7 protein-coding genes and 1 pseudogene are annotated in these 12,644 nt (G+C 59.7%); 4 read left to right on the top strand and 4 right to left on the bottom strand.

Features of this window, described 5'->3' with window-relative positions; all coding sequences use genetic code 11:
• Window positions 1-360: 360 nt before the first annotated feature.
• Complete coding sequence (locus NKI59_RS30650; protein ID WP_352624032.1) at window positions 361-1,947, bottom strand: adenylate/guanylate cyclase domain-containing protein; 1,587 nt, start codon at window positions 1,945-1,947, stop codon at window positions 361-363.
• Window positions 1,948-2,271: 324 nt separating this feature from the next.
• Here NKI59_RS30650 and NKI59_RS30655 point away from each other — a divergent pair.
• Window positions 2,272-2,452, top strand: a pseudogene (locus tag NKI59_RS30655) (3'(2'),5'-bisphosphate nucleotidase CysQ); the annotation flags it as partial.
• A gap of 168 nt (window positions 2,453-2,620) precedes the next feature.
• A complete protein-coding gene (locus NKI59_RS30660) occupies window positions 2,621-2,854 on the top strand; it encodes a DUF6429 family protein (protein ID WP_352592943.1) in 234 nt (77 codons plus the stop codon).
• A gap of 332 nt (window positions 2,855-3,186) precedes the next feature.
• Here NKI59_RS30660 and NKI59_RS30665 read toward each other — a convergent pair whose 3' ends face one another.
• The 3 genes from NKI59_RS30665 to NKI59_RS30675 form a co-directional block, all read right to left on the bottom strand.
• Window positions 3,187-3,735, bottom strand: coding sequence for a class I SAM-dependent methyltransferase (locus NKI59_RS30665; RefSeq protein WP_156948240.1), 549 nt, complete (start codon window positions 3,733-3,735; stop codon window positions 3,187-3,189).
• A gap of 124 nt (window positions 3,736-3,859) precedes the next feature.
• Window positions 3,860-4,684, bottom strand: coding sequence for a PA3715 family protein (locus NKI59_RS30670; RefSeq protein ID WP_352624033.1), 825 nt, complete (start codon window positions 4,682-4,684; stop codon window positions 3,860-3,862).
• 838 nt (window positions 4,685-5,522) lie between these two features.
• Window positions 5,523-6,617 carry an autotransporter domain-containing protein gene (locus NKI59_RS30675; protein ID WP_352708376.1) on the bottom strand — a complete coding sequence of 365 codons (1,095 nt, stop codon included), beginning with the start codon at window positions 6,615-6,617 and terminating at the stop codon, window positions 5,523-5,525.
• A gap of 401 nt (window positions 6,618-7,018) precedes the next feature.
• On the opposite strand from NKI59_RS30675, the gene NKI59_RS30680 reads away from it, so the two are divergent.
• Window positions 7,019-8,488, top strand: coding sequence for a caspase family protein (locus NKI59_RS30680; RefSeq protein WP_352708378.1), 1,470 nt, complete (start codon window positions 7,019-7,021; stop codon window positions 8,486-8,488).
• A gap of 714 nt (window positions 8,489-9,202) precedes the next feature.
• Complete coding sequence (locus NKI59_RS30685; RefSeq protein WP_352708380.1) at window positions 9,203-11,752, top strand: caspase family protein; 2,550 nt, start codon at window positions 9,203-9,205, stop codon at window positions 11,750-11,752.
• Window positions 11,753-12,644: the final 892 nt, after the last annotated feature.

Genomic DNA, 12,644 nt, shown 5'->3' on the forward strand with positions numbered 1-12,644 from the left:
GAATAGGGCTTGGGCATGGCAAATCACCTCCTACAGGAAGTGAATCATGAACCACGCCTCACTGGAATCCCTCGCGATTCAAACTGAACGTCCGACGCTCTAGACCGTCCCTCGTAGAGATCGGCCTCAGGTTCTGCCGTGATCTGCGAGCCCGGGGCAAGCCTGATCACGGCAGGCCCGCCGACAAGGCGTTTCGCGACAGCCTGTACGAGAATGACTGATGTTCATCGACGCCTCGGCCCTGACGGCGCTGATGATCAACGAGCATGATGCGCGCGAACTCCTGGCCGGGACCCGGCGCGGCTGAACGGTGTTGAACCGGACTTTACTTGGCTGCCAGATTGGATCACGTTCAAGAACCTAAAATGCGGCGGGCTTGCTTCGGACGGTTAAGGCCAGGAGCGCCTCCGAAAGCCGTTTCTTCGCCCGCTCCACCCCGTTCTCGTCGATTGCCTCAACATCGAGGAACAAGTCGAGGCCAGTCGCGTGCTCGCTGATGACCTGAGGGCGCTGGGCGAGTTCACCCAGAAGGCCCTCGACTTCGTAGGGGACAACCTCCCGGCTGATCCCCTTCATGGCAATCGGTGCTAATGGACGCGCCCGGACAAGGTCGCGCACGAGCGCGTAAGTCTCATAGCTGAGGCAGATGCCGCCGGGCTCGGCAATCGACTGCAGACGGGCCGCCAAGTTCGCTTCGGCTCCGATGATGGTGTAGTCCATCCGATCATCGGAACCGAAGTTCCCAACATTGCAATAGCCCGTGTTGATGCCCATGCGAGCTCGGAAGGGCCGTTCAACTCCGCGGTCACGCCACACCCTGTTTAACTGCTCCACCCGACGCTGCATGTCGACAGCCATGCGCAAGCAGGCTCTCGCGTCTTCCTCGATGCCTTGCGTCTCGGGGTCTCCGAAGAACACAAGAAGCGCGTCGCCGATGAACTTGTCGACGGTGGCGCCGTGTTTGAGCGCGATCGTCGACATCTCGGTGAAGTACTCGTTGAGGAGAAGCGTCAGGTCCTCGGGCTGGAGCCGTTCCACGATCGCGGTGAAATCCTTGACGTCGGAGAAAAAGATCGTGAGCTTCTTGCGCTCGGTTGCGATGGTGACGTCCTTCTGGCCGCTGAAGATGCTTTTGTAAATTTGAGGCGAAAGGTATTTGGCGATCTTCAATGAAATCGCGGCCAGGAAGTCGTTTGCCTCGGAAAGCTCCTTGTTGATGCCCTGAACCAACGTGGACTGCCGACGCTGCAGGAGAATGAACGTCAGGCCCGCCGCCGCTGCGAAGCCGAAATATAGAAGCAGATACTTGAAGGTCAGCACGTTCGCAGCGATAGGCTGATTGACTGATATCTCCTGGATCCCTCGGACATCCCCTACCTTCCAGTCCGTCTTGGGGCTGTCCGGGTGTGAGTTATGGCAGGTCACGCAGACTTGTCCCATTACAACAGGGGCCGCGGCGCGGACCTGCCGGTCAAACAGTGAACCCGAGACCTCGATGATCGGCTCCTTCGGGTTGGCGCGCAAAGCCAAGATTGCATTCCGCTCGAACGCATCGAGCTGGTGGGGCGCGCGACCTTTGAAGGGCAGATCCGAGACGAACCGATATTTGACCGAGCCGTCATGAGCGCTGATGCGCTTGCCGAGTTCGATCGAGAGGGTTGCTGGAATAGGGATCGCACCTGGCACGTCCCGGTAGTTGTGCGTCGCAGTCACGGCGCCGTTAGCTTGCAGCACGCGTCCCACGACGTCGCTGCCGTAAAATCCGCGCATTTCGTCGATGATGCGGCTGATTTCGCTGGCTTGCCTGCGCAGCATCCGTTCCGACAGGTCTCGGAGGTCGAGCCAGGCTGCGACCGGCAGACCGATAAGGCCGATGACCACTGCCGCCACGAGGAGCGGTCCCATGGTGCGCTGCTGGCGCGCAATCTGTTCACCCAGTCCAGCCATTGTGCAAGCGCCCGGCCGTCATTAGTATCTGAACTATAGCTCATTCCCGGCACGGTACCAGAGTCAGTCTTGGCTCGATGAAAACACGTCAGCCCTGCAATGTCGGAACGACCTTGAGCGGTTGTTGCGAAGCCCCGACCCTCACAGCGGATTTCGCATTCTGGCGCTAGACGGACAGTGAATCAGTGAAGGGATGTCGCAAAGTCGGTTGTGGCCCGGAATCCGCTCCGCGATAACTGCTCAGCGGTCAAGAATTCACCTCTGGCAAGGTTGGGACTTCTGCGCTCGGAGAGCGCGTCGGAGAAGAAAGTGTCCCGCAAAACGTATCCGCGCGTCGGTCGCACTATGGAATGGGACACCGCGGCGGGGTGACGCGCGCTGCTGGCAGCATGACGCGCACCTGAATGGTGCGCCGCTCGCCTGCGGTAAGCGCAACCAGAGCGACGACGAGGATTTCGCCAATTCGCATTTCGTTGCCAGCGGCAAGGCTGCCACAGTCGCTTAGCCACCATGATTGAACTCCGATGCCATCCCGGCTCGTCGCCCGCGCAAATGACGCTGTCGCGTACGCGACGCCTGAGTGAAGCACTTATTTTCAGCCGAACCCTTGTGGCTGGAGTAACCATCCGGTGTGGCTCGTGGCATAGGCGGTTTCGCGTGTCAGACTGCTTGCATGGAGATCGACACCGACAAGATCGACGACGCCGTTCTGGGCCTGCTTTGGCTGACGCTGCATGAAGAGAGGCGCGCCTGGAAGGGTTTGGATTGGAATGCTCTGGATCGCTTGCACGAGAAGGGGCTGATCGCGAATCCGGCAAACAAGGCGAAGTCAGTGGTTCTGACAGATGAAGGACTGCGGCGTGCTGAGGAGCTATTCCGAACCCTGTTCACTCGCCCGGCGCCCTGAGCCAGAGCGCGGGACGGGCGCCTGCGAGCTGATAGCGCACATGGCTGAATTTCGACACCGGCGGCGCGCTGACCGCAGGCGGGACGGCCAGTGCTCTCGCCGTACGGCCAAATTCGTCTACGCCAACGGGCGCATCCAACTGTTAAGGCAGTGGCAGAGAACACCGCAGCCGCGGCCCTCAATGTCAACGGCATTGGCGCGAAGTCCATCCGCAAATGCTTTCTGCCGGCGAATCGGCGTTGCCCGGGCCGAGTTGCAGGCAGGCAGCGGGTCTGCGCCCGCTGCTGGCACATGGGATGTTGAAGAGGCAGATTACCGCAAGCAATGTGTCATCATGGCTGCGGATTTCCGAAGGCAGGTTTCTCAAGCACGAGCACATGACTACCAAGAGGCGATGTGTGAGTGCTCTTCACCTGGAACCCCTCGTCAGAAAGCGTTTCGATGAATTCGCCATCCGTTCCAGGCGGAACGCGGGCAACGACGTTTGAGGTGCGCCTCACAATATTGGAAAGCACCCTTCGCGCCTTGCCTGGGCCGATGTTGCGCTGCATGTGCTGATAGACGGCCAGCAGCAGGACGATATCGTATTTCGGTAGAAGGATATTGCCGAGGCGCCGGCTGCCGAGATTCAGGCGATCGAACCGGGCATGTACCGGGGAGCCGCTCAATAACATTTTTGCAGTCTCGATGTGCGGCTTGGCGATGTCGATCCCGTGGATCGAGCTGGGTTTCAGCTTGGATATCTCATAGGCGACAACACCCATATTGCAGCCAACATCGAGAATGGATTTTCCGGCGTAGTCGACCTTTGCGGAGAATAGTCCGTCAAGTCTGTCGTCCCACGTTCCGGCAAAACCCCTTTTGAATCTTGACCACCACAAATTATCAGCTCCTTTGGGAAGAGCCCCCTTGAGCGCCTCCTACCACGAGAGAATTAATGGTCGATACCCTTTCAACTGGAATTGATCACATTGACGAACCAAGGCAGGGACGTGTGCGGCCGCGTCACAACCCCATCACCTTGAGTGCCGCGGGAACCGCATAGCGGCTGCCGTCATAGCGCATCCGGTAGGTCCGCTTCACAGGCTTGCCAGGATGGGACTGGCATTCGCCATTCTGGTCGGGGGAGGGATTGTCGGTATCCGTCCGCTCGACCGCAATGATGTCATGATAGCCGTGGTGGCGCGCCGGGCTCATCGTCAGCCTGACCTGGCTGGAATGGAAGGATCCGGCGCAACTGGCATCGCCTTCGCCGCCAGTGCCGGCCACCACGAGACCGTCGAGCACCACGCGCAGCGCACCGCCGGCGAGGGCATAGAGCCGCAGGTCGGTTTCAGTGAAGGGATTGGCCTGAGAATGGTTTGCCATTTCGATGCGCAGGCCGAAGGCGGTGACCTCAGGGGCCATTGCATAGCGGCCGGTGTCGAATTCCACCTTACGGATCGCGATGGCATCATCGGTCATCAGTCCAGGCTGGAGCAGGCGCTGGCGCACACGCAGCGTATTCCTGTCGACGACCAGAAGCTCGATATCGCCGACATGCAGGTCGTCGCCGTTAGCGCTGTCAATCAGCGGTACCGCGACCAAAAGCAGGTCGTCATGAGCCGGCCAGATCTTGCAGGCCAGGCCGAATGGCGCATCGCTCTCCGGGAGCGTCGAGGCGATGCTGGTATGGGGTTCAAGCGTGAACGAGGTGCCGTCGGCGCTCTTTCGGGCCTTGGGATAGGCCTGCTGCACCAGCGCGGCGGCATCGCCGCAATCGCCCGCCGCGGCCTTGGCGGGCGACAGGCTGGTCAGGCAGAGGAAGAAGACAGGCAACAGGATTCGCATGAGGTTCTCACGTCACAGCGCGGATGCGGGCAGGCATGTCTACGCGAGATTGCTGGCGGCGCACAGGGGTGCGCGGAAAGTGCGGCTAACGAGGCCTCGATGAACTGCTGAATCGAGAGAGCTCGTTTGAGTCCCCTACGACGCATGCCCCCAGCGCTGAACCCGGTCATCCACGGACCGACTGTACTGGCAGATCAAGATGTGTGGCGGGGTCGGCCGCGGATCGAGCCCTTGTACCGCCCATGAACCGTTTCACATCGGCCTCCCTCCAAAGCCGGGACCAGGCGCATTTGTCGCCAAGATAATCTCGACTAGAGGATTGCCTCTGGCGTCGGCAGCCTGAAAGAAAGCAAAGGCGCTCGCTTCCTTTCGAAGATGTAGGAGCTCGGCCTCCATACCCCCCGACCGAATTCCGTTAACGGGGCCAGTGCGCGGGTGCGGGCTGAGAAATGGGGTGCCGCTAAGGGGTTCGGAGCGACCGCTCGGCACACAAGGCCGGGATACTGGCGACCCTATGGCGCCTTGGAAAAGCAGCACTGCCTCGGCGCGACCCCGGTTTGATCCGTCGTTGTGGCTGGGCTGCTTGGCTCGTGGGTTTCGCGCGCACGACCGAGCGGAGCGACCAACGCGATGACGAGGATTCGCCAACCTGCATTTCATCGCCAGCGGCAAGGCCACCATCCGCGCTTAGCCACCCTGCTGGACCCGCTCCCGGGTCATCGCCCGCGCTATTGACCCAGCCGCATAAAAAGCATCCCGCCGCAGAATAGCTGATACGCAGTGGCGATGATCAGCTCTTTTGCTGGTCAGCCCAATTACCGGGATCCCTATCCCGAATTCAAAAGGCGATCTTCACACCCAGCTTGCCGCTGACGGTTGAACTGTCTTGAGACCACTTACCGCGAATTTCGCTGCTGAGCATTATCGATTGAGACATTTTCAGGTTGAAGCCGGACGACAGTGCAGCCGAAAAGTCCGCGTCATCAAAGTCACTCTCTCTACCGTCGGCGCTTGCCGTGTTGGAATAGCCGAAGCGCTCCTGGATATCCAATCGCGCATAGGGGCTGATCACCATGCCATTGCCGAGCAGAAAATCAGCGTAGACTCCAGGTTCGAATTTGACTGCGCCAAACGACAACCGGCTCTTTCCATAGACAGTGTCAAAGCTGTCTGTGTATCCATCGCCGGTAAAGATGACGCCCAACAATCCGCCGCGGATGTCGAGTCGCACCCGATCGGTCAGGTTGAAGATGCGACCAATTGAGCCTGTCAGTGCATAGCCCTGTGTGTCGTAGCTGCCGAAAGTGCGTGCCGCCCTTTCGATGTCGGTGTTCCCAAGGAACGCAGATGCTGCCACGAGCGCATAACTTGTGCCGCGTCGAATGAGCCCGTAGCCGCCGAACATCCCACTTCTGTTGGTTGCTTCACCCTCCCCGATGAACCCGAATGCGTCGGAATCGACTTTGGCCGAGGCATACCCGGCGAACAGGCCGAGGTTCAGCCCATGCTCGCTGCCGAATCCAAAACGCTTTGCGGCATTGAAGTCGACGCTGATGGCAGCGGAGAATTCATCTACGCGGAAGCTCGGCCCATCAAGGACGCCCAAGCTATTCGAAATCGAGAAGCCGTCATGTTCCGTGCGAGCCAACTGACCGGAAGCGAAAACACCGAACGGCGTCGACTGAGCGAGCGGAACCCCGTTCGCGAGGCCGACGTCCGCTTCGACTACGCTGTCAACTACATCACCAAGCGCCCCCAAAGACGTGTCGACAATTACGCTGTTGGTCGCACCTCCAAGATAGCAGTTCGTGTCCAGAAAGATGCCCTCACTGTCGATAATGCAGGCGCTTGCCTGAGAAGGCGGTAAGATCAATGCAGCGGCAAACGAGAATATGCCCGCTGCGCATAAGCGCCGAGCGAAGCTTTCCTTCATTGTCCTTTCCCCTCTTAACTACAAAGCTAATGTAATAAGGGATGCGATACGCAGAAGATTCTCAATGCAATATCTGGCTGTGGCAGCGTGGGTGCAACATATTGCACCGGCGCTGGCAAGAGTGTAGCAGGTTCTCGCCGCTCGGGATATGGGTTTTGTACATTGCTCGATTTCTGCTTGCTAGAACCTGCGGCGGAGCTTGCCGACCGGATCTGTCGATTGCACGCGCCAGCGCTACTTTGTCGGATGATCACTGCGTCAAGAAAGCGGGCTAGCACCACCCTTGCGCTTTCTTTGAGGTGATTTCTGGTGTAAAAAAACCGCTGCACTCCGAGACATAAGTTTCACGCGCAAGAGTAGCGTGAGCCGGTTCGACACTTCGACGACTCTGAGATTGTCGCATGCTGAAACGAGCCTATTACATGACCCACAGTCCCTTCCTGCGCATCATAATGGTTCTGCTGGTGACACTGGTTGGATCGGTACGCGCTCAAGCGGCGGTCGAAGATGAACCAACGCCACAGTCAAGCAAGCGGCTCGCCATTGTCATCGGCAACTCCGATTACCAAAGTGTTCGTCTCCCACACTTGCCCAATGCGGTGAACGACGCCACAAGGCTTTCCGAAAGCCTGGGAAGGCTGAATTTTGATGTGCTGCTGGGAGTGGATCTCTCCCTTGCCGGTTTCGGCAAGCTCTTTCGCCAGGCCGATGGCAAGCTTGTGGGCGCCAGCGCGGTGCTGATTTTCTACGCCGGGCATGGCGTGCAGCTTCAGGGCGAGAATTACCTGCTGCCGGTCGACACGCCCGATCCTGAAACCATCGGGGAACTGACTGCGAAAGCAATCAAGCTCAACGACCTGATCGCACGATTCTCAAGTCGGGAACGGCAGACCTTCATTTTCCTCGACGCGTGCCGAAACAACCCGATGGGCAAAGGCCCAAGTGTAATGGATGGGCTTGCGCAGGTCGAAGTGGGCGAAAACACGTTTGTTGCCTTTGCAACCCAGCCAGGCAACATCACGGCGGACGGCTCGGGAGACAACAGCCCGTTCACCACAGCCCTTTTGAAGAATGTCGAGATCCCAGGGCTCAGCATTTCGGACATGATGATCCGCGTGCGCAACGAGACTGAAGCACTCACTGTCGGTCGTCAGGTCCCGTGGGATCAGTCCAACCTTCGCGAGCAGTTTTACTTCACCGAGCAGCAAGTGCTCGACCCGGCTCAGTTGAGCGCCAGCTTGTCGCGCATCCTGTCGGATCCTGTCGCGAAGCAAAGACTCCAGGTAGAACTTGCTTCCAACGACTTGCAGACTGCGGTGATTATCGTGGGACAGACTTTACGATCGCTGGAGGCTTCGGCGCCATCCGGCGCGTCAGCCGATGCGGTTGGTACGGAGATTGCCAGCCTCGAAGGGGCCCGGAAAAGTGTGATCTCCGGTCTCGAAACTTTGATCGTTGGCACGCAGGCTGGTGCAACGAAGCCTGAAAAACAAGCCGAGCTCGTACGCAGTGTCCAGACAGAATTGCGCCGCCTAGGTTGTTATCGAATGACCGTCGACGGAGATTGGGGCAAGGGCTCGCTCCATGCTCTCAGCACGTATTACAAGAACACCAAGCGAATAACGTCGGCCACCGAGCCGACCGTTGAACTTCTGGGGGAGCTCTTTTTGCACTCCGGCCGCGTCTGCAAAGACCCTGTGACCGTACCGCAGAGGCCCAGGCGAGCAAGTGTCGCCTCAGATGTTGCGCCCGTGCGGAAAAAGGGTGCTCCCAGCCGAAAAAATCCCAGAAACCCGCAGCCGCAATCCTCGCCTCCCGCAGCTGCTCCTCCCGATATCAATGGCGGAATTGGGATTGGCGGCGTTTTCTAGAGAAGCCATTGTTCCACGCGTACCCTTCTTGTCACGCGACCACAGCATGGCGTGATTTGGGCCCGCCTGCCGCAGCTAAACAACCTGGCTCGTACCGATCGCTGTTCCGGCGATCCGTTCCGCGTATATGAACGCGATTGTCTGGTGAGGTCTTCCGGACCGGAGAAGGTTGGATACGAGTTCCTCCCCCTCCGCCATACACTCGGACCCAACAATCTTGCCTCGGCTCGATGGTGCACGAACCGCGCAGAACCGCCGGGCTTTTCAATTCTAGCTGCCGGGACAATCGTCAAAATGCCGCTTCGCTGGGCAACGGGAACGAGTTTGCTTACGACGGCCGCCGTAGTGCTCAATCCGGTCGACTGTACTAGCCGAGATATGGTTTGGCGCGGGCGCGGGTCCAGCTCTGTGTCGCCGTGAACTGTTCGTGACCCGGATTTGATCCGTCGCTGTGCTTGAACTGGCAGGCTCGTAAGTCGCGCGTGGCCGACCGAGCAGAGCGCCAGGGATCGGAAGAGCACGCCTGGAGGTGTGACAGACGTTGCAGACACTCGGTCCCTGATGTAATTTAGCATTCGATCAAGTGAGGAATATGCCCGCTGTCGCGACGGCTTTTCTCTCTTTCTGTCTCGGCAGATTGCATGCTCTCTGACGGACCTTGCTACCACATGCTGTGTTCTTGTGGGCGAGGCAATAGCGTTCAAGGGAATTGCCATGCTCCGACTTTGCGGAATCATCGCAGCCTTCCTCCTCGCGAGCTTCACGACCTTTGAGGCTAGCGCCGACCGAAGGGTCGCCTTTGTCATCGGCAACTCGGAGTACCGACAATTCCCGGCACTCAAAAACCCGGCCAGGGATGCCGAGGACGTATCGAAAACGTTTCGACTGGCCGGTTTTGAGGTCTTCGTCGCAAGCGATCTGACCAAGCTGCAGTTCGAGGAGCAGTTTCGCAACTATCTGGCCGCAGTCGACGGCGCCGACCTAGCCGTCGTCTACTATTCCGGTCACGGCTTCCAGATCGGCGGCGAAAACTTCCTGATTCCGGTCGATGCCTCCTTGAAGCAGGCGGCAGACATCGAAGTCCAGGCCGTCAAGCTCAACGATGTGCTGGAACAGTTGCGTTCGAAATCGAAGATCCAGGTGATCATCCTCGATGCCTGCCGCAACAATCCGTTCCCACGCAAGAATTACTGGCTGAGGGACCAGCTCATTACTGCCGGCAACGCCGGGCTCGCACAGGTGAGGAGCTCGCTGAACACCCTGATTGCGTTTGCCACCGAACCCGGGGCGGCGGCTTATGACGGCGCCGGCGAACTCAGTCCGTTTTCGGCAGCGTTTTCCCGTCGCGCGCTGGCCCCGAACCAGGAGATCCGCACCGTAATGGCGGCGGTGCGCCGCGATGTGGTGGAAGCCACAAACGGCCTCCAAGTTCCCTGGGAGAACTCGTCGCTGATCGACGAGGTCGTGCTAATGCGCCGCAGCAATCGCCCCTCGCTGCCGCCGGTGCTGGAGAAGGTCGTGCTGTCGGGAGTGGGACCCGTCGGCTTGGGCCTGCCCGAACCGATCGACGTCGACGGCGGCACGATCACATTGAGCATCGAAAGACCGCCTGCCTTGGGGCGCCTGATGCTGGACGGCAAGCCTGTCGAGGTGGGCGTGCCGATCCAAGGCAAGGACCTGCCCCATTTGCAGATGGATGTTCCCAAGGGTGTCGCTACGCAGGAAGAGGTGGATATGCTTGCCTATGCCACGCATGACGACTGGGGAGGCCAAACCCAAGGCATCGTGGTATTTCGGGTCAAGAGCGGCGAAGGCGCGCAAGGCGAAGAGATCATGGCCTCGCTCGAAGCCGAGCAGAAGCAGAACGTGCTGGAGCGCGGCATTCATATCACCGGTGCGGCCGAGGCGCTCGAAAACCGAAATTTCAATGTTCCCGTGGGTGTCGGTCCGGTTGCGCTGAACCTTGACTTCCCGACCGATGATCCCGCCGTCAGCCTGAAAGTTTCGGGTTATCCGGCAACGGGAACGCTCTCGCTGCCGGATCGAACCCTGGCGCCCGACTCGAGCCTGAGGTCCGGTGAAGTCGACCGGCTGCGCTACGAACCCCAGATCGGCGCCGAAGCCACGGTCGAGGTTGGCTTCGAAATCCGGGCGGACAGCAGATCATCCAAGCCCGCCACAATGAAACTGTCGCCGACAGTCGATCCGTGCGATACGGCTGCCGGCGAACCTCTCGACCTGCAAGGCGTCGTCCCCGGCTTGCTGCCGAACGAAATAGGCACCAGCGCGGTAGAGCTTTGCGAGGCCGCCGTGAAGGCTTATCCCGCCGTTCCGCGCTTCCGCTATGAACTGGGGCGCGCGCTCCTTGCGGCAGGCAAGGTCGACGAGGGCAGGACAGCCATCGAGGAAGCCGCAAAGAAGGGACACGTCCGTGCCGTGTTCGAGCTCGGCTACATGTATGCGACGGGAACCGGAATGGCCGTCGACCGCGCACAGGCCAACGCGCTTTATGCGGCGGCGTCGGACAAGGGGGATCCCTATGGCATGACGTCGTGGGGTCGCGCCTTGTTCAATGGGTATGGCGTCAAACCTGATACCAGCAAGGGTTTGGACCTGCTGCTCAAGGCAGCGGCGATGGGGCACACCTATGCAATGAACGATCTTGCCGCAATCTTCACCGAGGGCCGCAACGGCGTGACCGCCGATCCGGCCCGCGCCGTTGCGTTTCTGCAGGCCGGCGTCCAGCGGCAGGATATGTATTCGATGAACCTGCTCGGCCGCAATTACTTGTCTGGGCAGGGCGTGGAGAAGGATCCGAAAGAGGCGCTGGCGCTTTTTCAGAAGGCAATCGATCTCGGCCAGCCCTACGCTCCGGGCAGCCTCGCACGCATGTATCGGGACGGTGTCGACGTGGAACGGAACCTAGCGGAAGCGCAAAGATTGTTCGAAATTGGGATCGCGCGGGGCGATCAGTTCGCAGCTTTCGATCGCGCGGCCCTCGAATTGCAAAAGGGCGACAAGGCGGATCAGGCCGTTGCAGTGCGTTTCCTCGCGTTTGCGGCTGCGCTCGACCTGCGCAAGGAACTGCCGGACGCCCAAAGGACGCTGGCAAAATTCGGATCGAAGCCGAAAACGGCGGCGTTGAAGCAGCTGCGCCAGGAACTGAAATCGAAGATCCCCGGGTCCGGTTCACTCGACACTCAACTGGTTCGCGCGGCCAGACGAGTCTGGGAAGAAGCCAATCCGCGTCGGGACTTGTTTTGATCAAGGAGGAGGCAATGGTGGAAAGGGCATTGAAGCGAGCAATCATCGGAACAACGCTATCCGGCGTCCTGGCGGGCCTCATGGGCTGCAATTCTCTGACACCCAAATTTGAACCGACGGCGCTGGTCGGCACGCCCCCGCCGAAGGTCGTTCGCAGGGTTCCTCCGCCAAAGGTCGTCAAGCCCGCTCCCAAACCCAGGGCCGCCAAGAAAGTGATTATACCGGTTGAAGAGGAGCCTGTTCCTGCGCCTGTCATCATTCCTCCTTCGGGCGGGAGCGGCGGGAGCGGAGGCGGGGGAGGCGGCTGGGGGGGGTGATCAGGTCAGGGTGTGAGGGCCAAAGAAGGATCGCACGACCGTAGCGTTCCGTGGCCTTTGATCGATTCAGGAGGACCAGTAAGGCACCGCCGGACGAAACGGGCGGCAAACAGATATGTTCAACCTACCGCCACCGCGCCACACCTCGACTGTACCAGATGTTCCGGTTCCTGAACCAGGAGGTTGCGCCATTTCCTGACGCCTAAGAAAGAGAGACAAAGTCCGGATCGGCACATATTGTCCTTCGCAATGTCGTCCCGCTGGATGCTTGCCCAGCTGACCTCGACTCGCACGTTGCCAAAGCGCTTCTTTCACCTCACATGTCTATTTCCGCGCTGTCGCCGTTATCATGCCCACCTGAAGCGACATGGAGCCGTCCACCACGAACTGCTGCCATTGCGCAGATGTCCCGCTCGAGCGCATCGCGTTTCACCGGGTCGGCTTGAGCGACCAACACCCGCTTTATGATTGCTTCAAGCTCTGATCGGGCGCGTTGCCCGACCGGCTCGTTGTGCGGGAGGGACTGATTTGACTCTATGGCCCAGCAGGAGCAGTGGCAGCCGGAGGGCAGCGCC

It is taken from the genome of Mesorhizobium sp. M0598 (assembly GCF_040320865.1).
GTDB lineage: Bacteria > Pseudomonadota > Alphaproteobacteria > Rhizobiales > Rhizobiaceae > Mesorhizobium.